The following is a 23336-nucleotide window of genomic DNA, read 5'->3' as shown; positions in this document are numbered from 1 at the left end:
GACATCACCGCCGCGCGCCTCGGTTTCGAGATTATCTTATGGTTGGCTCCGCCGGAAAGCGGGATCGGCCGATCTTCGCGGTGCGAAAGCCGCCGCCATCGCCGGATCAGCCTGCTGGAATCTCTGCACAGGCCGGACGCCTCAGCTTGGCGTAGCGCCCCAGCGCACCCAGAAGCGACATCTCTTGCCCGCGGCTCGACCAGCTCCCGTTCTTGAGCTCCAGCGTCACCGTATAGATCGGTCCGGCGGGCTGCCACGGGCTCCAGGCGCCTCTGGTCCCGTCATGGCCGACCGAGATCTGGCGCAGAGCGGCGGCGCTGTAGGCCAGCGTTCCGCGCCAGGCGATCCCATTGCGACGGTCGATATCGGTCGTGATCTCGCGCCCGTCGAGGCGGACATCGGCATAGGCGACATAGAGCGTATGGCCGGAGGAGGCTCCGGGCGCAGGCGTCCCCAGTGTGGCGGTGAAGCCGCCCCGCGGCGGCGGCGTGACGTCGGCGGCGACGACATAGCCCTTGCCGCAGCGGGTCCGAAACGTCTCGAACTGCGCATTGGCCAGACGCTGGGCTTCGAGGCGCGGCGCGGGCGCGGTCTGCGCCGAGGCCGCGTGGGCCGCGAGCAGGCCCGCCGCGGCGATCAGCGCCGCAACGAAGGATCGAGGAAAGCGAAGCGACATCGAGACCTCCTCGTGCTTGCTGCATGCGGCGGCTCAGCCGGCGAGCCGGGGGAGATATTTGTTCCAGAAGGCGAGCAGCGGGCCGGTCAGCTTGGCGCGCTCCAGCGCAGCGCAGTCGTAGCGGCCGAGCAGGGCGGCCGTGTCGGAGGCGCCGTTGTCGAGTTCGCCCAGCACCATGGCCTGCATCGCCGCGTCGATCTCGTTGCTTGCCTTCCTCGTCCGGTAGGCCCGCTCGAGCCGCTCCAGCCGCGCGCTGTCCTCGGCCGAGAGGATGGTGCAGGCCCGGTGCAGGCTGCGCGTCATGCCGATGGCGTAGGCGATGTTGCGCCGCTGGAAGATCTCGGGCTTGCCGACGATCTTGTCCTCCAGCTGCTCGCTCGTGATGGCGACGATCATGTCGCGGTTCTTGACGGCGATCTTCTGCTGGCTCTGCTGAGCCTGCGCGCCTGTCGCGGCGAGCAGGACCACGGCGGCGAGGGCGAGGTGTTTCTTCATGGCTCAGACTCCGTTCCGTCGGGGTGATCCGATGGACGAAGGGATAGCCGCGACCCGCCGGCCGCGATATTGCGCGAACTTGCCCGGCCTTGCCGATGGATGCCGGCGCTCAGTGCAGCCATCGTCGGCGCTTGCGGCGGACCTCCGTCACGATGGTGCTGGTCCAGGGCTCGAACCGGCCGTTGCGGGCGACATAGGCGACGCCGCGCTCGATGCCGTCCCGGCCGACCATGGCGTGGATCCATCGCTTTGTGCCGGCATCCCAGACGACCAGCAGCGCACCTTCTCCCCCGCTGACACGCCCCTCGCGTGAGACGACGACGGCGTCGGCGCCGCCCTGGACATCGGCCTGGTCCGAACCGATGCCGATCGCCACACCGAAGCTCCCCGTCCGGGCCCGTCCGGCATCCCGGAGTATAGCGATGCCATAGTCGCTGGCGATCACGTCGGAACCGGGCAGATCCGCGAAGGCGATGCCGAATAAGCCCGCGACAGCCTGTCCCCCTCTGATCGGATAGCTTTCGTCACCGAGGCCTTTGACCAGGCGGCACATGGAAATGCCGAAGTCGCCGGCGATCGCGCGGCCGTTTTCGCAAAGGGCGATCCCAAGAAATCCCGCCCGGGCGACGCCGAGGCCAGAGACGCAGGCGACGCCGCGCCTGCCCGCATGCGCCTCGCCGTCGCAGATCGCAAAACCCTCGTCGCCTGCGATCGCCAGCGTGGGGTTGCGCCCGATGGCCCGGTCACCGCGCAGGACGTCGTACGGAGTGAAGTAGGAGCGTTCGTGCGTGTCTTCGGGATGTGCTGGAGGCAGCGGCATGGACTGCATGCGCGACGGTACGCGCGCGACGCCCCCATGCCCCGCCAAAGCGATGCTGCCGTCAAGCACCGTGTCCTCGCCGAGGGCGCGCAAGGCGGCGACCGCTCCCCGCAAGGTGCCACGATAAAGCGCCGCTCCTCTCCGGAAGCCGATCGGCCCGCCGCGCTGCTGTGCGGGCGTGTGCTCCCCCTCGACCCGGACCAGACAACAAGGCGCCCCATCGCTTACGGGCAGCTCGCCGCGACCCCACAAGGCGCCGAGCCACTCCTTACCCTCCTGTCGCCCCGCCTCGAGCTCGGCTGCCGGGATGTTGGAGCACAGAACGATGATCTGCTCCCGCAGCATCGGCTCCGCCACGATATCGGCCTTCGGATCGTGGCTGTGCGCGGCCTCCCACCACAGCACGCCGGATGGGAAGGCGGGAGCCGGGGCCGTGGGAGCGCTCTCCTCCGGCTCTTCCAGTGATTCCTCGAAGAGCACGAAGTGAGGCTTGAGCTCTTCGGCGAAACGCATTTCAAGACAGCCTTTCGAATGCGCGTAGACGCCAGGCTGAAGCTCGCCGCCGCAGGTCGTGAACACGCGGACAACACCGGACCGCAAGGGGAACGACTGCTGACGGCAGATCAGTGTCGCGTCCCGGCCCAGACGGAGCAGGGTCTCTTCCCCGAGTTCAGGCGCGATCACGACGGCCTCGTCGCCGATGTCCAGCACCTCCACATGCCTGCGTGAGACGCCGATCCCCCCGTGGCCGATCTCGAACCAGCGGCTGCTGCCGGTGGCCACTGCGACGGACCCTTTGCCAGCGGTCAGGTACCCGTTCGCAGCCTGCGAGATGGCGACGCCTTTATAACCCGTCTCGACGACACAGCGTTCGCCGAGAGTGCCTCGGCCGATCGCCACGCCAAGACCTGCCGCGCGCACCCGGCCGCGGCTCTCTGCCACGGCAAGACCCTCGGTGCCGCAGAAGGCCGAGCCATCTACGCCCGCCAGCGCCAGGCCGAAGGAGTTGTATCCATCCCATTTGGGCCGCCCATGCAGGTCCAGGCTGGCCCATTGCTCCGGCACCCCGGCCTGGGCGATGCCGTAGGCGCCGGCGCGGGCAAAACCTTCGTCGCCGGCGATCGCCGCGCCGTAGTCGCCGGCGAAGGCGACGCCGGAGTCATCCTGCAAGGCCGATAGCGGCGTCTTCAGGGGCATGCCGGCGTTGCAGGCGGAGAAGATGCTCAGCGCGATCCGTTTCGGGCCGCGAAACAGCACGAAGCCGGAGGCGAAGCGCACCACGCCGGGTACGACCGACCCATCCTCCCGCGTCTCCTGTTCGCAAGGATCATCCCGATCGATCCGGACAACGGCCCAAACATCCGCTTCGAGATGAGCCAGCGGCGGCGGGCCGTCGAGGTCGAGAAGCCCGATGTAGCGAGGCGGCCGGGTGAAGTCTCCCCGGGAAAACATCGGCCACTCGATCCGTTCGAAGCGCCCGAACGCCGGCAGGTGGACATAATCGTCTTGGGTCGAACCGCACAGGACGAAGAAAGGAAAATCACGCAATGTTTGCATCGGTGCCCCTCCTTCTCTTCAGCCGGCAGCGGCTTGCGCCGCGCGATACGCCGCCAGGCGCTCGCGGAGACGCCCGGCGATGCTGTTGTGACGATCCTGCCCGTCCCAGAAGACGAGACGGCCGCGTTCGTGGATCGGGCTCTTCAGCTCGATGACGAAGAAGAGCCTGCCCTCGAAGGCCGGCAGATCCATCGAGCGCAGCTCCTGCACCTGCACCCAGGGCACGTGCACCGTCCGGATGTCGCCCTCCCGATAGCCGACGCCTTCTTCCGTCAGCTCGCGAATGACGACGAGCTCCCGGCCGAGGCTCCGCAACGGCCTCTCCTTGCGCAGATCCGCAATGGCCTCCGTCAGCGTGAAGGTTGCGAAGGAGGCGACGACAATCGTCGCGACCGCGCCCATCACGATCGAAGAGAAGGCGGCGGATTCGCCGCGCAGGGATCGTGTTCCGAGCCCGGCCCACCAGTCGCGGATCGCCGGGAGCCCGTTTTGCGGCACGAACACGAACATGAGATACATCGCCGCGACGGCGGCGAAGGCGCCGATTGCGACGAACATCGCGATTTTCAAAGGCTTGGTGGGCCGCTTGAGCGAACCGCCGAAAGCATCCCTGAAGGTCCCGCCGCCTTCGGCAACAGTCTGCTCTGTCATCGTGAGATCCCCCTGATCGAGCGATCGCCATCACAGATCCGACGGGCGCCCGTCCCCCCAAGCTTGTCCCTCGCAAAAACATACCGCAACGAGGCCTGCATGGCGCGTGCCTCGTCGCTGTCGGTGCCCATCGCGACCAGCCGCGCGGCCGCTCGCCTGCCGCGCCGCCGGGGTGCCCTCAGCAGCGCCGGACTGGCCTCGCTAAAGCCGGGGCGGGACAGTGCGTCCCGCGCCCAGGCGAGCGTCGAGCGCATTCGCACGGCCTCCTCCGGCGTGAAGCAGCGCCAGGCCCGCTGCAAAGCGAGGCCAAGCGCGGCGTCATGGACCAGCGGACCCAGCGCATCGAGCTGCGCCGAGAGCGGCTGCGCCGGCCGGCGCGGCCGGACGATCAACGCCCCGCCGTGCGGGTTGCATGGCACCTCCGCCACGGAAACCGAGGACAGCAGCGGCAGGCTCAGCAGGGACAACAGGAAGCGGCGTGTCGGCATGGCGGGCCTCGAACAAGACTCGCTGTCTTCTTCCCCCGGCCGAGCCGTTCGCACCATTGCGCCCGCTTGACGTCGATTGCCCCCTCTTGCGGTGAGCCGCTCCAGCGACACGTTGGTCAACGGCCCCCTCCCAACAGGGGCGCGGGATCGATCCATGCCTCGTTTCGGCGCAGGGCGAGCGTAAACGGGGACGAGGTCGTCCAGCCCAGCCTGGCGCCCGCCGCGACGCAGCGCCCGGCACGGACGCGGAGCTGCGACAGCGGCCCGTAGCGCAGCTCGCTGCCGTCGCGCTGCCGGATCCGCACGAAGCGGCCGATCCGCGTGGCTTCGACGGGCTCGACCCGGCCGGCTCGCACCGTCACGACGGCCTGGCCGCTGAGCGTGCGGAAGACCATGTTCGGCTGGAAGACCGCCATGCCGATGACGGGATGCAGGCGGTGCCCGAACCGGTGTTCGATCGGGGCCTTCACCGGACGCGGTCGGGCCACGCCCTCCGGGCAATCGGAAGCGTGCCCCGCGACAGGCTGCAGGAGCAGCGGACCGAGCACGGCGGCGAGACGGGAAGCGAGTCTCACGAGCCTGCTCCTTCCAGCGGATAAAGCTCCATCTCCACCGGCTCGTCGTCGCCGGGCACCCTCTGGAGACAGGGCACAGGGTTGCGCCCGGAGCCGCTCGCGCAAAGCAGGCTGTGGTTCGGCGCGCCGTTGGTGCAGGCGCTGAAGTCGATCTCGACCAGGGTCGGGCCGTTGCTCGTGCGGTAGGTCACCCGGCCGCAGCCGGCGACATCGCCGTAGAAGGAGCTTTCGCGGACACGGCCATAGCCGTTCCGGCGGAGGCACAAGACTTCGGCGGCGTTGCCGCGTTCGGGCTTCTCGCCCTTGGGCAGCACCATCCAGCAGCCGCCGGCGGCTAGCGGCGCGCGGGGCTCGGCGCCGGCAGGCAAGGCCAGAAAGCCGAGTGTCGAGACTATGAGGAAGGCATAGGCGAAACAGTGTCGCATCGAACGCTCCTGGCGGACGGGCGTGCCGATCGCACGCGGGCCGATTGCGATCACGATGAACAGGTCGAGGGAATTGCGGGCGGTTGCTCGGCATTACCGGCCCTGTGCCGATCAAGAGAAAGGTTTGCTCAGGACGAGCAGAAGGCCTCGCTCACCCTGCAGCGGCTCTCACCGTCCTGCCCGCACTCCGCCAGTGCCGCACGGCGTGCGGCCGCAAGCGAACCGCGCCAAGATGCCCACCAATGGCCTTTGCCGGCGGTCACGAGGGCGGCGCAGGCGTTGGAGAACCAGAGCCGCACCCGGCAGCCCGGAAGCCCTCCGGCGATGCAGTTTCGCATCGCCGCGGCTTCCGCGCGCCCGCGAGATTCGTAATCATAGGATGTTCCCCATCGCAGGGAGCCCTTGTCGCTGTCGGAGATCGCGATGGCGCCATAGCCGCCACCTGACCGGCCGGGACCGCTGCCGGGCGCCGCTCCAAAGGGCGAGAGGCCGTCATTCGATCCGGCGCAGGACCTGTAGCATTGGTTGTCGATGCCGTTGCACATCACCGAGCACCGATTGTTCTGGGCCGCGGCCGGGAAGGCCAGCAGAAGCGCCGCAGCGACGGCAGCGCTCGCGAGGCAAAACCGGGTGATCATGGACATCGCGATACCCCCTGTGAGAACCTGAAATACCAAGCGATCGACTGGCCCGCACGATGCCGCGTCGAACCGGAGGAGAGGCCGTCAAGGCCCGAAGAAATCCGCCGCGGCGTCGGCGACCTGCCGCTTCGGGTGCGCCCGGCAATAGGCGATGATCGCGGCGGCGATGCCGTCCGGGCCCGCGAAGCGCTGGTGAGGCTCTCCGGCGCCCGACTGGACGCGGCCGGTGAGGTAGCCGAAGCTCCGTTGCAGCGCGGCGCGCCCCTCCGGCAGACGCGCCTTGGCGGGGGAGGCCAGCACGCGGCAGGACAGGCCGCCCGCGCCGTTCAGGCGCAGCACCGCGCTCCGGGCCGCCGTCGCCGCGCAGAGGAGGCACAGCGCCAGTCCGGCTCGCGCCAACGACCGGCCGAGTCGTGGATGTCTCGGTATGTTGATCGACATGGGTCCCTCGGCCGATCGAAGAAGATCTCGTTTACTTTTGCCACCGGGCCGGCATCTGTCGATTGCTTCCGGTTGCCGGGCCTTGCCGTTGGCGAGCCGCCTCAGCGGGCGCGGGCAAAGAGCATGGCGGCGTCAAAGAGGATGCGGCCACCCCTTCCTCGCGAATCCTGTCTCACGGCGAACCGCAACCCAGCGCAAGCAGGCGCAATCGTCGCCGAGCGATCAAAGCTGTATATTCGGAAAACAGATCAGCGGTCGCCACGGGCCACCCGGTACAGGACATCATCAGCGCGAAGGAGAACGTCATGGATCTTCAGCAGAACCCTGGGGCTGAGCCCCCCGCCGCGCAGAAGGAACTCGGCCGGTCCGGGAACCTGCTGTTCATCGTCTGCGGCGCGATCTCGATGGCGGCGGGCCTCTGGATCGCCAGGGCGGCGACCGACTTCCTCTTCCCGGAACCGTGGCTGAAGCCCGGCGCCCCCTATCATCCCTCCGTCGCGTGGCTCGTGCGGGATTTCCCGGAGCCGCGGCCGCCGCAGAACCACTGGGACATTGTGCAGGATGTCGGCTTCGCCGCGTCCTGGCTCGCTCATGAGCTCGCAGCGACCGTCGCAAGCGTGGTGATGGTCTGGCCGGGCATCGTCTTCGGCTGTCTCATGCTCTTCACCGGCTTCCTATGCTTCTTCGTGACGTGGAGGCTCTTTGTGGAGCGGATCTACGATGGGCGGTGGCCGGCCGGCAGAGCATCGTGACCGGACCTTCGATCTATGGCGTTGGGCCGCGCGATCCGACGCGCCTCGCCGGCGGCAGCTGGGCGAGGATGAGCCAGCGCAGTTCGTCCGCGGGAAGAGCATCGGCCTCCTCGCTCCTCTCGCCGCCGATGAATAGGATCGGCTGAGCCTTCAGCCCCGTCGCCACTATGATGTCGTCGTGCTGACGTTGGAGGGCCGCCCGAGCCGTACCGTTTCGAAGGCATGCGTCGATGTCGACGGGTGGGATGTCCCCCTCGCTGAGGACGTCAGCGTGACCTGACCGGCTGGCTTTGGACCGGGCTGATTGAGAGGATCAGCCAGGACCGGAGGAGTCGGACATGCGACGAGGTCAGAAGACGAGTGCGGAGCAGGTTGTGCTGAAGCTGCGCCAGATTGACGTGCAGACGGCACAGGGCAAGAGTTTGGCGCTGGCGTGCAAGGAGGCGGAGATCTCCGAGCAGAGCTATTACCGCTGGCGCAAGGAGTACGGCGGCCTCCAAGTCGATCAGGCCAGGAAGATGAAGGATCTGGAGCGCGAGAACGCTCGATTGCGGCGGCTCGTGGCGGACCTGTCCCTTGAGAAGCAGGTGCTGGCGGACGTCGCCTCGGGAAACTTGTAGCCCCCGAACGACGCCGGCAGGCGGTTGACGGCATCCGGGAGAAGTACCGTCTCTCGGAGCGTCACGCCTGCCGGATCGTCGGTCAGCACCGTGGCACGCAACGCTACGTGCCCACTGTGCCGGCCGATGAGGATGGGCTGACCCGCGCCATTATTGGCTTAGCATCCGAGTACGGGCGCTATGGCTACCGCCGCGTCACCGCGCTGCTGCAGGCGGCTGGCTGGCAGGTAGGCAAAGATCGGGTTCAGCGTATCTGGCGTCGCGAGGGGCTGAAGGTCCCGCAGAAGCATCGACCGCGCAGCCGCCTCTGGCTCAACGACGGCTCGTGCGTGCGGCTGCGTCCGCTCCACCGCAACCACGTCTGGAGCTTCGACTTCGTCCAGGGCCAGACCCACGACGGGCGGAGTCTACGGATCCTGACGTTGATCGACGAGCACAGCCGGGCGTGTCTGACGCTGAAGGTGGCTCGGCGCATCAACAGCGTGGGTGTGATCGAGGCGTTGGCCGACGCCATGTGCTTGCACGGCATCCCCGAGCACATCCGCTGCGACAACGGCCCTGAGATGATCTCGAAGGCACTCCGCAAGTGGGTCGCCGAGACGGGGCCGCAGATCCAGTACATCGCACCGGGCTCGCCGTGGGAGAACGGATATTGCGAGAGCTTCAACGGCAAGCTGCGCGACGAGTGCCTGTACCAGGAGATCTTCTACTCACTGAGAGAGGCGCAGGTCATGATCAGTCTATGGCAGAACACATACAACCGCGTTCGGCCGCACTCATCCTTAGGTTATCGGCCGCCTGCACCCGTCAGCTTCCCGGATCTGGCCTACCGGCTACCCATGGCCGCGGCCATGCAGTAGCCTCTCACTCGGCTCGGTCTAAAATACCGGTCAGGTCAGTTGGCGGACAAGGATCGCATCATTGAGAATGCGGTCGGCACGATCAAAAAAATGAGCCTCGCTAACCGGGAGCGCAGGTCCGAAAACGAGCGGCTCTCGTCCGAAGTTGCCCGCCTGACAGCTCTGCTGCGAGATCGTGAGGCTGAGGACTCGGGCATGTCCTTCAGGTGAGCAGGTTGTTAACGACGGTTCGGCATCGAGGCGACTGACCGTTGCGCGATGGCGCACGAGCATGTAGCACATCCCCAGCACGCCTCACTTCGCGGGTGAGCGTTTTCAGATAGTTAGCGGGTGATCTGGAGGCAGCCTCGAATCCTGGCGCCCCAGCCATACCAACTGTTGAACCTTGGTATAGATAGTTCGGTCACTGGGAGCGCGATCCATCTCGCCACTCACGAAGTTTTCTTCCGGCGTCCTCCTTTGGGCTGGCAGCGAGCGTAGGCTTCGAAATCAATCGTCTTGAGGAGCGTCCAGTCAACGCCCGGTGGCAGTGGCGCGGTGGCATAAGCCGCGAGTTCGGCATCGGTGAGTTGGCCGTCGTAGCGTTCGTGTGTATCGCCAAGCTCGTGGCCAACCTGGAGTCGGACTGCGCGGGGATCGAGACGCAATTCACGATCGTTGCGGATTTTGCCGGTCCTGAGCGCATGAAAAGTTCCGGAGCGCTGCGGATCGGCTTCCGCCGTCCGATACAGGCGTCCCATCCGCTTCTGCGCGGCATCCGCAGGATCTTTTGCCATCATCAGGGCCGGGAAGACGGGGCCGCATTCACGCTGCGCCCAATCGATGAAACCGCATTCGGCGAAGATGTCGTGCAGGACGAAGAACGAGAGCGACTCGTCCGTCTTGAACGGGATCGGGCACCATGCTCCATCACGCCATTCGTGCGATTGCGGGAAGCAGACCCAGGCGCCATTGTAGCGTTTGATATTCTCGCGCCGCATGTGAGCGAGAAGACCGATGCGTCGACCCGTCAGAAGGCCGAGCGGCACGAGGAGGGCGTCCGACAGGATGCCGGAAGCGACGCCTGCTGCCACGACCCGCCCCAGTTCGTCGTGGGCAGGCGCGGTCCGACGTTTGGGCGGGGCCGCGCGCTTCGGAATGACGATTCTGCCAGCGAAACCGATCGGAACACGGGCGTCGGTGCAAGCCTGACGCAGAATGCCCTTGATCCGGTTCAGGTAACTCTTGATCGAATTCTGAGAGAGTCCGGGTGCCTTCTTTTCCCGGTTGGTTGCGATAATCTCTTTGATCTGCGAAAGATCACAGCCGCTCTGCTTGGAAATGTTGGGTGGCAGCCACGCCAGGGCATTGGCGAAAGTTTGTAGATCCTCTCGGCTGTAGGCGTCGACCGGCTTGTCGCCGACGATGCCGACGAACACGGTCTTGCGGTGGTCGAGAGAACCGATCTCAGGATCGGTAGGTCCGTGGGTCTCGCGCTTGGCGGCGATGGCCTTGTCCGCCGCGAGGCTGAACAGCGAACCTTTCGGTCCGGGCATCTGAGGGGCGAGACGGGCGAGCAGTTCGGCCTGCTGGGCCTGGATCGCGTCGAGCTGATTCTGGATCGGATCAGCTTCCTTTGTCGGCAGCAACGGCTGCCCGATGAGGGCGCGTGCTGGGTTCTCTTCACGAAGCGCTGCGACGAAAGGCGCCTCGAAGCGGATCGCTCCGTTCGCGAACACCCCGCGTCCTGTGGCGCGATCCAGCCCGAGCTGCGCCAGGGCATCGAACGCAGCCTCGGTCGCTGGTTCGCGGATCTCGTCCGATAAGCGGCTGTCCGCCAGCGCGTTCATGCCGAGCAGCGTCGGCACGGTCAGGGCAAGGAGCTGCTCCACGGATCGGCGTGCGGCGGCGGGTTCGGGGAGAATGGGTTGCGCTCCGATGCGTTCGAACTCGATCCTCGCCAGACCCGCGAGGATGTCGGCGACCCGACGTGCCCGCGAATTCGGCGTGGGGCCGAGTGTGATGCGAATCGGTGCGAGGTGGAAGTCCGGATCGAGGCGCTTCGGAAGGCGGATCTGAAAGACGCGAGCGGTGCCGTTGCGGGTGAGGTGGCGCGAGCGCACGTGTACAATCCCGTGTACATGACGGGATCGTCGGGTCGGCTCCCAGAGCGGAAGCGCTGGTCAGGAATGTGGCGGAGACGGAGGGATTCGAACCCTCGATACCCTTTTTAGGGGTATGCTCATTTAGCAAACGAGTGCCTTCAGCCTCTCGGCCACGTCTCCACGCCCACCGGCTCTAGAAGCTCTCCGAGGGCGGGTCAACCCGGTCTGCGCGGTGTGCCGGAAAGACGGCGCTCGTAATGTTTCGCCACGCGCAGGTGGCGGGAGATCGCGTAGTTCATCGCGGTCAGGAAACCGTAGACCCCGCGCACGCAATGGCGGCGGCCGAAATAGGCCTTCAGGAAGTTGCCGGGCAGCTCCACGAAGACCCGCCAGGTCGGGATCGAGACGCCGCGGGCGGCGAGGTCGTCGGCCTGCTGGTCGGAATAGCGGTTGAGCTTGTCGAGCTGGTCCCCGAGGGATCGCACGGAGAAATGGTGGATCACGCCCTTGAGCTGGCCCACGCTCGCCCCCGGCTCCATGGCGACCCGATCATGCACTGTCGAGGGCACATAGCGGCCGCGGTCCTTCCGGTAGAGGCGCACCGGCGTCAGGGTATAGGCCCAGGGATGGGGCTTGGCCTCGCCGGGGAAGATCTCCGCGATGCCGATGCGCCAGGCGGGATGGGCCGGCTCGCCCTGGGCGAAGACCGCGCGGATCGCCTGGGCGAGGTCGGGGGGCACCACCTCGTCGGCATCCACATTGAGCAGCCAGACGTGGCGGCAGGCATCTTCCGCGAAGCGCTTCTGCGGGCCGTAGCCCGGCCAGTCGTTGTGGATCACCCGCGCGCCGAGCTCCGTCGCGAGGGCCTGGGTGCCGTCGGTCGAGCCGGAATCGACGACGACGAGGTCGTCGGTCAGGTCGCGCACCGCCCGGATCGTGGCGCCGATGCGGTCGGCCTCGTTCTTGGCGATGATGAAGACGGAAAGCGGAAGCGGGGACATGGGGCTCGGCGGGCAAGGGCGGCCCGCTCTATCGGGCACGGCGCGCGCGGACAAGGCGGCGGCCCCGTCGCGGGGGCTCATGCCTCGGCGAGCCGCTTGCGCTGCACCTTCCCGTTGGACGTGCGCGGTAGGGCGTCGAGGAAGCGGATCTCCTTCGGGCATTTGTAGGCGGCGAGCCGCTGCCCGCACCAGGCGAGCAGGTCGGGCGCCTCGATGGCCGCGCCGGCCCGGCGCACCACGAAGGCGGCGATGACGCGGAGGTCGGCGCGCACCGCAAGCTCCGTGACACCGACATCGGCGACGTCGGGATGCTCGGCGAGCGTCGCCTCCACCTCCACGGGCGAGACGCGGTAGCCCATGGCGTTCATCATGTCGTCGTTGCGGCCGTGGAAGCGCAGGTAGCCCTCCGCGTCGAGGCTCGCGAGGTCGCCGCCGGCGAACCAGTCCCCGCGCATCACCGCTTCCTCCTCCTCCGGCCGGTTCCAGTAGCCGAGCATCAGCCCCGGCTCCGAGCGGTGGATGGCGAGGAGGCCGATCTCGCCGGTGGGCAAGGGCGCGGGCTCCCCCTCCACCGGCAGGATCGCCACGCGCCGCCCGGGCTGCGGCTTGCCGGGGGAGCCGGGGCGCACGGGAATGGTGGGGCCGCTCGAGACGTAGGTGGAGATCTCGCTCATCCCCAGGGCCTCGTAGAGGGGCTTGCCGGTGGCCGCTCGCCAAGCCTCGAGCAGGTCCGGGGGCAGTGCCTCCCCCGCGGTGACGCCGTGGCGCAGGCGCGACAGGTCGTGGGCGCCGAGATCGGCATATTTCAGGATCTGGCGGTAGACGCTCGGCACGGCGGCGAAGAGCGTGGCGCCGTGCTGGGCGATCAGCGCCGGCCAGATGCCGCGGTCGCGTGGGCCGTTATAGAGCACCGTGGTGGCGCCGCAGGCCCAGGGATCGGTGATGCCCACACCCAGCGTGTAGGTCCAGTTCATAGTGCCGGCATGCAGCATCACGTCGGTCTCGGTCAGCCCGAGCCAGTGGGCATGCATGGGCCGGCGGCCCCAGATCGCCCGGTGGGCGTGCAGCACGCCCTTGGGCCGGCTCGTGGTGCCGGAGGTGTAGACCAGCGTTGCCGGATCCTCGGCGGCGGTGTCGGCATAATCCGTCAGCGGCGTGCCCGCCTTCAGCGCCGCCACCGCCGGGGCGTCGAGAAGGATGCGGTCGCCGAGGCTGTCGCGGTCGATGGGGCAGCCGTCGCCCACCACCAAAGCCGCGACGCCGGCATTTTCCATGAGGAAGGCGGCCTCGCCGGGGGTGAGCTGCGGCGAGGAGGGCAGGGCAACGAGGCCCGCGGCGAGCGCCCCGAAATAGACGAGGACGTAATCGGCCTCGTTGCCCATCCGGATCATCACCCGGTCGCCGGGGGAGAGCCCGAGATCCAGCAGACCGGCGGCGATGCCGCGCACCGCGCGGTCCGCCTCGGCATAGGTGAGCCGGGCGACACCGCCCTCGCCAACCATCACCAAGGCCGTCTTGTCGCCGCGAAGGCGTGCATTCTCGGCCAGGCAGTAGCGGGCGGCGTTGAAGCGGGCGGGCGGCGAGCGGTCGTCGGGGGGCAAGGGCGTCGTCCTCGAGGGTTTTCTAGGTTTTTCCAGACCCTGTCCGCACCGGGCCGCCCCACGTCAAGCGACGCGTCCGGAGAGGGGCTCCGCGCGGCCGCGCAAGCCCGCCCGGCCGAGGACGCGACGGGCAGGAAGCGAAGGGAGGAAGGCCATGATCGGCAGACGGCACCTGCTGGCGGGCGGCTTGGCCGGGAGCCTGTCGGCTCTCCCGCCGCTCCGGGCGATCGCGGCGGCGGGGGAGGCGCCGGAGGGCTTCGCGGCGATCGAGGCCGCCTCCGGCGGCCGGCTCGGCGCCTTCGTCCTCGATACCGGGGACGGCAGCCGTCTCGGCTGGCGGGCCAGCGAGCGCTTCCCCCTCTGCAGCACGTTCAAGCCGCTTGCGGCTGCCGCCGTCCTCAAGGCCGTCGAGGCCGGGCGGGACAGCCTCGATCGCCGCGTCGCCTACGGCCCGGAGGCCCTCGTCCCGTATTCCCCCGTCACCGGCACGCATGTGGGGGAGGGGATGACCCTGGCGGATCTCTGCGCGGCGGCGATCACCCTGAGCGACAACACCGCCGGCAACCTGCTGCTCGCCGCCATCGGCGGTCCGGCCGGGCTCACCGCCTTCCTGCGTGGGATCGGCGACGCCACGACACGGCTCGACCGGACCGAGCCCGATCTCAACGAGGCGTTGTCCGGCGATCCCCGCGACACCACCACGCCGGAAGCCATGGCCGAGACCCTCCGGGCGCTGCTCCTGGGCGATGCCCTGGCGTCCGGGTCCCGCGCGCGGCTGATCGGATGGCTGGAGGCGTGCCGTACGGGGGCGGCGCGGCTGCGCGCCGGGGTGCCGGAGGATTGGCGCGTCGGCGACAAGACCGGAACCGGCGAGCGGGGCAGCGCGAACGATGTCGGACTCCTCCAGCCGCCGGGCAAGGCTCCTCTCGTCGTTGCGGTCTTTCTCACGGGAAGCTCCCTCGGCCTGGAGCCCCGGGACGCTGCGATCGCCGCGGTAGCCCGCATGGTCGCGGCCCGGCGTCCCGAGCCGCCCCGCTGACGATCCAGCGATGCAACCATTCCGCGAGAAAAAAGCTTTACTTTACGGTTCGTGGCACTCCGGAAGTTATCGTGCGTTAACTCGGGCCGGCCGAGGCACGGCTATGACGGACCCCGGGAGAGGAGTCTCGGAGTTCGATGGAAAGTCCCCTTGTCCGAAAACTCGGGTGCTTCACGCGCCTCTCGGCCGAGGAAACGAAGGCTCTGAACGAGATCTCCCGCGTCAAGATCCGTCGTGTCGGCGCCCGGGAAGACATCATCCGCGAAGGCGATACGCTCGAGAACATCAACCTGATCCTCGAAGGCTGGGCCTGCCGCTACAAGCAGCTCGAGGATGGGCGGCGCCAGATCATCGCCTTCTTCGTGCCCGGCGATCATTTCGACAGCCACGTCTTCTCGCTGCGCGAGATGGATCACTCGATCGGCACGATGAACGCGGTCACCCTGGCGGAGCTCGGCCGGGAGGGGCTCCTGGCCCTGGCCGAGCGGCACCCGCGGATCGCCCAGAGCCTGTCCTGGGAGATCGCGGTCCGGTTCTCGATCCAGCGGGAATGGACCGTCAGCATCGGTCAGCGGACCGCCGCCGAGCGGCTCGGCCATCTCCTGTGCGAGCTGTTCCTGCGCATGCAGGCCGTGGGGCTGGCCGACGCGACCTCCTGCGACCTGCCCGTGACCCAGGTCGATCTCGCCGACGCCCTCGGCCTGTCGAACGTGCACGTCAACCGGGTGCTGCAGGAATTGCGGGCGAACGGGCTGATCGTGCTGCGGGGCCGGCACCTGACCATCCCCGATTTCCAGGCGCTCGCCGCCAATTCCCTGTTCAACCCGCATTACCTGCATCTCGGCCACGAGGGCCGGCACCTCGACGCGGCCGACGAGTAGGGCGACGGGTCAGCCGGCCAGCGGCAAGGGCGGAGGGGTCGTGGCGCCGTTGACACCGCTGCGGCGCTCCAGCAGGCCCGGGGGCGGCACTGGGGCATCGATCGTGCACACCACGCCGGTCGGCTCGTAGGCAAGCTTCACCTCGCCGGCGAGCTCCCGGGCGAGGCTGCGCTCGATCAGGCGCGAGCCGAAGCCGGTTCGCGTGGGCGGCATCACCGGTGGGCCGCCGCTCTCGCTCCAGCGCAGGGAGAGCCGGATCTCGGGGCCGCGCTGCACGCTCCAGGCGATGTGCACTCGGCCGCCCTCCCGCGAGAGCGCGCCGTATTTCACGGCATTGGTGCCGAGTTCGTGCAGGGCCATGGCGATGGAGAGGGCGAGGCGCGGCGGCAGGCGCAGGGGCGGCCCCGAGACGAGGAAGCGCGCCTTCTGCCCCTCCGGCGCTTCCAGCGGCCGGATGGCGTCGGCCACGATCGTGCCGAGCTCCGCGCCCTCCCAGCTCTCCCGGGTCAGCACGTCATGGGCGCGCGCGAGCGCGATCAGACGGGCCTCGAAGGCGCTCTTGGCCGTTTCCGCCTCCTCGCCGTCGAGGCCGCGCAGGGATTGCAGGGCGATGGACTGCACCGTGGCGAGGGTGTTCTTCACCCGGTGGTTCAGCTCGTGGATCAGGAGCAGCAGGTGCTCCTCGGCGCGTTTGGCATCGGTGATGTCGACGTTGCAGCCGGTGAAGCCGAGGAAGGTGCCGTGGTCGTCGAGGCGCGGCACGCCCTCGCAGCGCAGCCAGCGCACGTCCCCGGCCCGGTCGATCACCCGCATCTCCGCCCGGAACGGCTCCCGATTCTCGAAGGCTTCCCGGAACAGGGAGGAGAAAGCCGGCAGGTCCGGCGGATGCACGATCTGGCGCCAGCCTTCGCCGGAGAGGTCCGAGGCCGGCCGCCCGAACAGGTGGTCGAAATGCATGTTGGCGAAGACGATCTCCGCCTTCTCGTCCGTCATCCAGATCAGGGCCGGCGCCGAATCCGCCATGTGGCGGAAGCGGGCCTCGCTCTCGCGCAGGGCCGAGAGGCCGCGCTGCGTCTCGGCCAGGGCCTTGTCGCGCTCCTCGCTCCGCGTGCGCAGGCGCTGGGAGGCCTCCGACAGCACGTCGCCGAGGCGGCGGATCTCGTGGATCGGCGAGGCGACGCGGGGAATCGCCTGCCCGCGGGACAGGGCCGGCCCGGAGGCGGCGAGCTGCCGGAGCGGCCGCGCGACCCGGGACCAGAGATGGACCGTGAGGGTGGAGGAGGTCGCCAGCACGAGGAGCCCGAACCCGCCGAAGGCCCAGATCCAGCGCTGCGTCCGCGAGTTCACGAGTTCCCGGGGCACGCTCGCGATGACCGTCCAGCCGTTGAGGCGGGAGCGGGCCTCGACCACCGTGACCGGGTGCAGGTCCCGGTCCTTGCCTTCCCACACGCCGGGCGTCTCGGTCGGGCGTTGGCGCAGGGTCGCGAGGCGGGGATGGCCGACCACTCCGGCCATCTGCGGCAGGCGCGCCAGCACGATGCCGTCGCGATCGGACACGCCGCTGGTCCAACCCTCGACCCGCTCGCGCTCCAGCAGGCCGTCGAGCCGCTGGATCGGCACGGAGAAGCTGAGGATGTAGGCGACGGCGTCGTCGTTCCGCACCGGCACCGCCACGGCGTAGGTCGCCTTGGCGGGATTGGCGGCCGGCAGGTAGCCGGAGACGAGGGAGCTGCGCTGGCCGCCGTTCAGCACCTCGCGGTCGAAGGGCAGGCTGGTGACCGGCAGGGGCGCGCCCGGCGCCAGGGCCGTGTTCACGAGTTGCTGCCCGTCGGGCCGCCGCAGCATGATCTCGAGGCCGACCGCGTCGCGCACGGCCCGCGCCTGCAGGTCGAAGCCGGGCAGCTCGCCTTCCTTCAGGCGCGGCGAGGTGGCGAGTGTCTGCAGCACGGAGATGAGGCCGGCGGTGTCGCGGTCGATCGAGAGGGCGATGCCGCGCACGTTCTCGCGGGCATCCTGCTCGAAGCGGGAGCGCTCGGTCGCCGCGTAGCGGGCGAGCAGGATCGCCGTGAAGACCAGCCCGGGGCCGATCAACGCGATCACCAGCATCACGAGGTAGACCTGCGTGGAGAACCCGCGCTGGCCGAACCGGGAGAAGAGGCGACGAATCAAGGCGGGACGGGGCTCGCGCGCTCGGTCGGTCGGAACCGGCTCCGCCCCATCATGGCGCATGGCAAGCGTCATCGCAAAGCCGGGATGGCGTGCGATACAACTAATACGTGTATCGCCACGCTCATGGCCGATCCACATGGCCGAGATCGCGGCCCGGATCGAGCCGGTCCCGGACCCGCTGCTTCAGCGTCTTCACGTCGGGGAAGCCGCCGTCGCGGGTGCGGTCCCAGAGCGTCTCCTCGCCGAAGGTGATCACGAAGATCCCGCCGGTGCCCGGCCGCAGGGCGACCTCGCCGAGATCGTCGCGGAAAGTCGAGAGCAGCTCCTGCGCCATCCAGGCCGAGCGCAGAAGCCACTGGCACTGCGTGCAATAGGTGATGGCGATCCGCGGCTTCGGGGCCTGTGCGGGGGGCGTTCCGTCCATGTCCGGGAAAGCGCCCGGATACCCCGTCATTGTCAATGGCATGGGGGCTCAATCGATGGTGAGGCCGTCCCAGGACGCGCCGCCTTTCATCGGGTCCGTCCCGCCCAGCCCTTTCCCTGGCGCGATGTCGCACCTATCTCCGCCGGCAGGCGGCGCTCCCGTCAAGCTCGCTCCGGCCGTGCCGGGGCGGGCGGCTTCGTCCACGAGGATATCCCGATGCGTTCGACTGCGGATTCCGGCCTCTCCTCTCGGGTGCCGGTGATCGGCCGCCTGCTCAGCGCCCTCATCGTGGCGCTCTTCGCCGGCTGCCTCTCGGGCTGCGGCGCCGTCAACCGCGTGCCGACCCTGGAGGAGCAGGCGAAATCCGCCTGGAGCGAGGTGCAGAACCAGTACCAGCGCCGGGCCGACCTGATCCCGAACCTCGTCGAGACGGTGAAGGGCTACGCCAAGCAGGAGCAGGAGACCCTGACCAAGGTGACCGAGGCCCGCGCCAAAGCCACCAGCGTGCAGGTCGATGCCTCGACCGTGACCGATCCGGCGAAGTTCAAGCAGTTCCAGGACGCGCAGAACCAGCTCTCCGGCGCCCTCGGGCGGCTGCTCGCCAGCGTCGAGGCCTATCCGGACCTGAAGTCGAACCAGAACTTCCTCGCCTTGCAATCGCAGCTCGAGGGCACCGAGAACCGCATCGCCGTGGCGCGGCGCGACTACATCCAGGCCGTCCAGGCCTACAACACCGAGATCCGGACCATTCCCGGCCGCTGGATCGCAGGCTGGTTCTACCCCGAGGCGAAGCCGATGGAGACCTTCTCGGCCACGCCCAATGCCGACCGGCCGCCGAACGTGAAGTTCTAGCTGCGACGCCGTGGACAACACGCGCCAGCCGAGGATCGGGGCGAGGGAGATCGGGCGGCTCCTGATCGCGCCGCTCGTGCTGGTGCTGCTCGTCGTCGCCTCGAGCCTTGCCTCCGCCGCGGAGCCGGACTGGCCGAAGCTGACCGGCCGCGTCGTCGACGACGCTCATCTCCTCGCTCCGGAGGCGCGCGCCCGCATCGAGGGCAAGCTCAAGGCGCACGAGGACAAGACGACGGACCAGCTCGTCGTCGCCACCGTGCCGAGCCTGCAGGGCCTCACGGTCGAGGATTACGCCAACCGCCTGTTCCGGGCCTGGGGCCTCGGGCAGAAGAAGACGAACAACGGCGCCCTGCTCCTCGTCGCCCCCTCCGAGCGCAAGGTGCGGATCGAGGTCGGTTACGGGCTCGAAGGTGCGCTCACCGACGCGCTGACCAAGGTCATCATCACCACGGCGATCACGCCGCGCTTCAAGCAGAACGACTTCGCCGGCGGGATCGAGGCCGGGGTCGACGCCATGCTCTCGATCCTCACCGGCGACGCCGAGGAATGGCAGCGCCGGGCCCAGGTGCGCGAGGACGCGGTCGATCCCGCCCTCGTGGTGGTCTGGATCGTGGTGATCCTCGTCCTCGTCTTCCTGGTCTGGCGCATGAGCGCCCGCTCCGGGCGTCTCGGGCGCGGCGGCGGCTTCATCGTGGTGCCGGGTCCCTCCGGCGGTTGGGGCGGCGGCTTCTCCGATGGCGGCGGCTTCTCCGGGGGCGGTTTCTCCGGCGGCGGCGGATCCTCGGGCGGGGGAGGGGCCTCCGGTGACTGGTAGAAGGGTCTCGCCCCTGTCGGCGGCGGAATGCGCCCGCGTCACGGCGGCGATCGGCCGGGCGGAGCGCGGCACCAGCGGCGAGATCGTGGTGCTGGTCTCCGCCCGGGCCGGGCTCTACCGCTCCGCCGGGCTCGCCCTGGCGCTCCTCGTCGCCCTCGCGGTGCCCTGGCCGCTGATCCTGGCGACGGATCTGAGCGCGGCGGAGATTGCCCTGGCGCAGGCCGGGTTCGTCCTCGCGGTGCTGGCGCTCTCCTCCGCCGAGCGCCTGCGCCCGTTCCTCGTCCCGCGCCGCATCCGGAGGGCGCGGGCGCACGAGGCGGCCCGGCGGGAATTCCATGCCCACGGCCTGACGCGGACGCGGGCGCGCACCGGCGTGCTGATCTACGTCTCCTTGGCCGAGCGCTACGCCGAGATCGTGGCGGATGCGGGCGTGCGCGCCCGGGTGCCGGAGGAAACCTGGCGGGGCGCGGTCGCGGCCCTGCTCGCCCAGGCGGCTCGGGGCGACCTCGCCGCCGGGTTGGTCGCGGCGGTGGAGCGGGTCGGCGCGGTGCTCGCCGCGGAGCTGCCCGGCGACACGGCCGGCGACGAGATCCCGAACCGCGTCATCCTGCTCGATTGAGTTTCGCGCGTCTCTTCCGGAGACGGCGTTCCCCGCCGATGTCACGGGGATGACTCACGGATCGCTCCGTGTGTAATCGCGGCAACTGGCCTTCGGCGGGAATTTGCGTCAAACCAGCCGCGAAGGCCGTCTGAGTCAAAAATGCGGCCGAGCACGGAGAGAAGCGTCAATGGGCGCGGTACAGAAACACGGCCCCTGGGCCCTTGTCGGCGCCCTGGGCGCCGCGGCTCTCGCGATCGTCGCCACGCAGCGTGGTGAAAGCATCAACGCCCTCTGGGTCGTCGTCGCTGCGGTCTGCGTCTACTTGATCGCCTATCGCTATTACTCGCTCTTCATCGCCGACAAGGTCATGCGCCTCGATCCGAAGCGCCAGACCCCGGCCCACCGTCACAACGACGGGCTCGATTTCGTCCCCACCAACAGGACCGTCCTGTTCGGCCACCACTTCGCCGCCATCGCCGGCGCCGGTCCGCTGGTCGGCCCGGTGCTCGCCGCGCAGATGGGCTACCTGCCGGGCATGCTCTGGATCCTGGCCGGCGTCGTGCTCGCCGGCGCCGTGCAGGACTTCATGGTCCTGTTCATCTCGATGCGGCGCGACGGGCGCTCGCTGGGCGAGTTGATCCGGGCCGAGCTCGGTGTGATCCCCGGCGTGATCGCGTTGTTCGGCACCTTCATGATCATGATCATCCTGCTCGCCGTGCTGGCGATGGTGGTGGTCAAGGCGTTGGCCGAGAGCCCCTGGGGCAGCTTCACCGTCGCGGCGACGATCCCGATCGCGATCCTGATGGGCCTCTATGCGCGCTACATCCGCCCCGGCAAGGTCGGCGAGGTCTCGGTCATCGGCTTCATCCTGCTCATGGCCGCCATCGTCTATGGCGGCCGGATCGCGGCTGATCCCTTCTGGGGCCCGGCCTTCACCTTCACCGGCACGCAGCTCACCTGGATGCTGATCGGCTACGGCTTCGTCGCCGCGATCCTGCCCGTCTGGCTGCTCCTCGCGCCGCGCGACTACCTCTCCACCTTCCTCAAGATCGGCACCATCGTCGGCCTTGCCATCGGTATCGTCTTCGTCGCTCCGCAGATGCAGATGCCGGCGGTCACGAAGTTCGTGGACGGCACGGGCCCGGTCTGGGCGGGCGGCCTGTTCCCGTTCCTGTTCATCACCATCGCCTGCGGCGCCGTCTCGGGCTTCCACTCCCTGATCGCTTCGGGCACCACCCCGAAGCTCGTCGACAATGAGATCGACACGCGCTTCATCGGCTATGGCGGCATGCTCATGGAGAGCTTCGTCGCCATCATGGCGCTGGTGGCCGCGAGCGTGATCGATCCGGGCGTCTACTTCACCATGAACTCGCCGGGCGCCCTGGTCGGTACCACGCCGGAGACCGCGGCCGCGGCCGTGACCAAGCTCGGCTTCCCGATCGCGCCCGAGATCCTCGCCCAGACCGCACAGGATGTCGGCGAGCACTCGATCATCTCCCGCGCAGGCGGCGCCCCGACGCTCGCCGTCGGCATGGCGCACATCATCTCCTCGGCCATCGGCGGCAAGGCGATGATGGCCTTCTGGTACCACTTCGCGATCCTGTTCGAGGCGCTCTTCATCCTCACCGCGGTGGATGCGGGCACGCGGGCGGGCCGCTTCATGCTGCAGGACCTGCTCGGCCTCGTCTCGCCGGCCTTCAAGAACACCTCGTCCTGGGTGCCGAGCGTGTTCGCGACCGCGCTCTGCGTCGGCGCCTGGGGCTACTTCCTCTACCAGGGCGTCACCGACCCGCTCGGCGGCATCTACACCCTGTGGCCGCTCTTCGGCATCTCGAACCAGATGCTCGCGGCCGTGGCGCTGACGCTCGCCACCGTGGTGATCTTCAAGATGAAGCGCGAGCGCTACGCCTTCGTCACGATCATCCCCACCGTGTGGCTGTGCGTCTGCACGCTGACGGCGGGCTGGCAGAAGATCTTCTCGCCCGACGCGAAGATCGGCTTCCTCGCCCATGCAGACCGCTTCTCGACCGCGATCGCGGAGGGCAAGGTCCTGGGCCCGGCCAAGAACATGGCCGACATGCACAAGATCGTCTTCAACGATCGCGTCGACGCGGTGCTCGCCGTGATGTTCGTGGGGCTCGTGGTGGCGATCGCGGCCTTCGGCATCATGGCCTGCGTCAAGGCTTACCGCGCCGATCGCTGGACGGCCCTCGAGGCCGATCCCAAGCTGGCGCCTGCGGAGTAGGACAAGCCATGGCCACGGCCGCATCCTCGCAGGACTTTCGCGCACGCTTCAAGGCGTTCAGCAAATGCGTCTGCGACGGTGCGCGCCTGATGGTGGGACAGGGCGACTATGGGGCTTATGTCGCCCACATCGCCAAGACCCACCCCGACCAGACGCCGATGACCGAGCGCGAGTTCTTCCGGAACCGGGAGAATGCGCGCTTCGGCGTCGGCAATACCGGCGGCTTCCGTTGCTGCTAGAGCGCATTCCGACGAATCGGATCCGGTTCGTTGAAGGAAGGCCCGGTTGTCGCCAGGACCGAGAGCCGACGATCCGAGGCAATCCGAGCGGATCCGGCCCGAGGCGGCGCGCCGCCTGATGTTTCCGAGGCCGCTGCGCGAGGGACCATCGGTTCGGTGAAGAGGGACAGTGGAGCCCAGGATGTTCCGGGCTATGGCTCTGGCCGGGCGTGATGTCGGTCAGGTGTTGCTGGGGAAGGGCGAACGGATTTGCCTCTTCCTGAAGTCGAACCCTCCTGTTGAAAGCAAGCGCACCGGGCGCGTCAGGTGTTCGCGCTGCCTGCCAAGCGTGACGGCATCACGGAAACCTCTGCCGATGCCTTCAGGAATCATGGTTCCCTTTCGC

The 23336-nt window shown here is 68.6% G+C and carries 24 protein-coding genes and 1 tRNA gene; 9 read left to right on the top strand and 16 right to left on the bottom strand.

Translation table 11 applies throughout. The features are described from left to right. Window positions 1-106: 106 nt before the first annotated feature. From MFF21_RS18030 to MFF21_RS17990, 9 genes are all read right to left on the bottom strand, one after another. On the bottom strand, window positions 107-676 hold the full coding sequence (locus tag MFF21_RS18030; protein ID WP_096483451.1) for a hypothetical protein: 570 nt from the start codon (window positions 674-676) through the stop codon (window positions 107-109). 33 nt (window positions 677-709) lie between these two features. Further along, entirely contained in the window at window positions 710-1171 is a 462-nt protein-coding gene (locus tag MFF21_RS18025; protein ID WP_096483449.1) for a hypothetical protein, read from the bottom strand. A gap of 109 nt (window positions 1172-1280) precedes the next feature. Beyond that, window positions 1281-3548, bottom strand: coding sequence for a hypothetical protein (locus MFF21_RS18020; RefSeq protein WP_157914078.1), 2268 nt, complete (start codon window positions 3546-3548; stop codon window positions 1281-1283). A gap of 18 nt (window positions 3549-3566) precedes the next feature. Further along, complete coding sequence (locus MFF21_RS18015; protein WP_096483445.1) at window positions 3567-4106, bottom strand: hypothetical protein; 540 nt, start codon at window positions 4104-4106, stop codon at window positions 3567-3569. A gap of 89 nt (window positions 4107-4195) precedes the next feature. After that, on the bottom strand, window positions 4196-4687 hold the full coding sequence (locus tag MFF21_RS18010; RefSeq protein WP_096483443.1) for a hypothetical protein: 492 nt from the start codon (window positions 4685-4687) through the stop codon (window positions 4196-4198). Between the two features lie 116 nt (window positions 4688-4803). Next, entirely contained in the window at window positions 4804-5262 is a 459-nt protein-coding gene (locus MFF21_RS18005) for a M23 family metallopeptidase (protein WP_157914076.1), read from the bottom strand. Then, window positions 5259-5687 carry a hypothetical protein gene (locus tag MFF21_RS18000; RefSeq protein ID WP_162296246.1) on the bottom strand — a complete coding sequence of 143 codons (429 nt, stop codon included), beginning with the start codon at window positions 5685-5687 and terminating at the stop codon, window positions 5259-5261. Before MFF21_RS18000 ends, MFF21_RS18005 begins: the two co-directional genes overlap by 4 nt. A 128-nt stretch (window positions 5688-5815) precedes the next feature. Beyond that, window positions 5816-6331 carry a DUF4189 domain-containing protein gene (locus tag MFF21_RS17995; RefSeq protein ID WP_096483439.1) on the bottom strand — a complete coding sequence of 172 codons (516 nt, stop codon included), beginning with the start codon at window positions 6329-6331 and terminating at the stop codon, window positions 5816-5818. A gap of 81 nt (window positions 6332-6412) precedes the next feature. Then, complete coding sequence (locus MFF21_RS17990) at window positions 6413-6727, bottom strand: hypothetical protein (protein WP_096483437.1); 315 nt, start codon at window positions 6725-6727, stop codon at window positions 6413-6415. 347 nt (window positions 6728-7074) lie between these two features. On the opposite strand from MFF21_RS17990, the gene MFF21_RS17985 reads away from it, so the two are divergent. Both MFF21_RS17985 and MFF21_RS17980 read left to right on the top strand, forming a co-directional pair. Then, window positions 7075-7521, top strand: coding sequence for a hypothetical protein (locus MFF21_RS17985; RefSeq protein WP_096483435.1), 447 nt, complete (start codon window positions 7075-7077; stop codon window positions 7519-7521). A 338-nt stretch (window positions 7522-7859) separates the two neighbouring features. After that, window positions 7860-9001 (top strand): IS3 family transposase gene (locus MFF21_RS17980; protein WP_096483433.1). Its coding sequence is split into 2 segments (ribosomal slippage): window positions 7860-8127 and window positions 8127-9001, totalling 1143 coding nucleotides; the frame shifts between segments, so codons are not numbered across the junction. A gap of 30 nt (window positions 9002-9031) precedes the next feature. On the opposite strand, the gene MFF21_RS17975 is transcribed toward MFF21_RS17980, so the two are convergent. From MFF21_RS17975 to MFF21_RS17955, 5 genes are all read right to left on the bottom strand, one after another. Continuing rightward, entirely contained in the window at window positions 9032-9274 is a 243-nt protein-coding gene (locus MFF21_RS17975) for a hypothetical protein (RefSeq protein ID WP_157914074.1), read from the bottom strand. 158 nt (window positions 9275-9432) lie between these two features. After that, entirely contained in the window at window positions 9433-11103 is a 1671-nt protein-coding gene (locus MFF21_RS17970; RefSeq protein WP_096483431.1) for a site-specific integrase, read from the bottom strand. A gap of 69 nt (window positions 11104-11172) precedes the next feature. Beyond that, a tRNA-Ser gene (locus MFF21_RS17965) sits at window positions 11173-11265 on the bottom strand. Between the two features lie 35 nt (window positions 11266-11300). Beyond that, window positions 11301-12086, bottom strand: coding sequence for a glycosyltransferase family 2 protein (locus MFF21_RS17960; RefSeq protein WP_238312682.1), 786 nt, complete (start codon window positions 12084-12086; stop codon window positions 11301-11303). A 77-nt stretch (window positions 12087-12163) separates the two neighbouring features. Further along, window positions 12164-13687 carry an acetate--CoA ligase gene (locus MFF21_RS17955; RefSeq protein ID WP_238312680.1) on the bottom strand — a complete coding sequence of 508 codons (1524 nt, stop codon included), beginning with the start codon at window positions 13685-13687 and terminating at the stop codon, window positions 12164-12166. Window positions 13688-13841: 154 nt separating this feature from the next. On the opposite strand from MFF21_RS17955, the gene bla reads away from it, so the two are divergent. After that, window positions 13842-14726 (top strand): class A beta-lactamase, encoded by an 885-nt coding sequence (gene bla / locus MFF21_RS17950; RefSeq protein WP_238312678.1) that lies wholly within the window; start codon window positions 13842-13844, stop codon window positions 14724-14726. Window positions 14727-14863: 137 nt separating this feature from the next. After that, complete coding sequence (locus tag MFF21_RS17945; protein ID WP_238312676.1) at window positions 14864-15607, top strand: Crp/Fnr family transcriptional regulator; 744 nt, start codon at window positions 14864-14866, stop codon at window positions 15605-15607. Between the two features lie 9 nt (window positions 15608-15616). On the opposite strand, the gene MFF21_RS17940 is transcribed toward MFF21_RS17945, so the two are convergent. Together MFF21_RS17940 and MFF21_RS17935 are read right to left on the bottom strand one after the other, a co-directional pair. Next, window positions 15617-17713: a sensor histidine kinase gene (locus tag MFF21_RS17940; protein ID WP_238312709.1), complete on the bottom strand. Its 2097-nt coding sequence runs from the start codon at window positions 17711-17713 to the stop codon at window positions 15617-15619. A gap of 184 nt (window positions 17714-17897) precedes the next feature. Beyond that, window positions 17898-18200, bottom strand: coding sequence for an Rdx family protein (locus tag MFF21_RS17935; protein ID WP_238312674.1), 303 nt, complete (start codon window positions 18198-18200; stop codon window positions 17898-17900). 216 nt (window positions 18201-18416) lie between these two features. Between MFF21_RS17935 and MFF21_RS17930 the strand changes: the two genes are divergently transcribed. The 5 genes from MFF21_RS17930 to MFF21_RS17910 all read left to right on the top strand — a co-directional run bounded on the left by MFF21_RS17930 (window position 18417) and on the right by MFF21_RS17910 (window position 22951). Further along, complete coding sequence (locus tag MFF21_RS17930; RefSeq protein ID WP_238312672.1) at window positions 18417-19052, top strand: LemA family protein; 636 nt, start codon at window positions 18417-18419, stop codon at window positions 19050-19052. A 49-nt stretch (window positions 19053-19101) separates the two neighbouring features. Further along, the gene (locus tag MFF21_RS17925) at window positions 19102-19866 is read left to right on the top strand and encodes a TPM domain-containing protein (RefSeq protein ID WP_238312708.1); all 765 of its coding nucleotides are present in this window, start codon (window positions 19102-19104) and stop codon (window positions 19864-19866) included. After that, window positions 19856-20485 (top strand): TPM domain-containing protein, encoded by a 630-nt coding sequence (locus tag MFF21_RS17920; protein ID WP_238312670.1) that lies wholly within the window; start codon window positions 19856-19858, stop codon window positions 20483-20485. The genes MFF21_RS17925 and MFF21_RS17920 overlap by 11 nt, the downstream gene beginning before the upstream one ends. A 169-nt stretch (window positions 20486-20654) precedes the next feature. Next, window positions 20655-22712: a carbon starvation CstA family protein gene (locus MFF21_RS17915; RefSeq protein ID WP_238312669.1), complete on the top strand. Its 2058-nt coding sequence runs from the start codon at window positions 20655-20657 to the stop codon at window positions 22710-22712. Window positions 22713-22720: 8 nt separating this feature from the next. After that, window positions 22721-22951 (top strand): YbdD/YjiX family protein, encoded by a 231-nt coding sequence (locus MFF21_RS17910; protein ID WP_238312667.1) that lies wholly within the window; start codon window positions 22721-22723, stop codon window positions 22949-22951. Window positions 22952-23336 lie beyond the last annotated feature (385 nt).

Origin of the sequence: Methylobacterium organophilum (genome assembly GCF_022179465.1) — a bacterium.
In the GTDB taxonomy this organism is placed as follows: Bacteria; Pseudomonadota; Alphaproteobacteria; order Rhizobiales; family Beijerinckiaceae; genus Methylobacterium; species Methylobacterium organophilum.
Note: the sequence above shows the minus strand (reverse complement) of the source record. Positions and strands in the feature narration are given on the sequence as shown.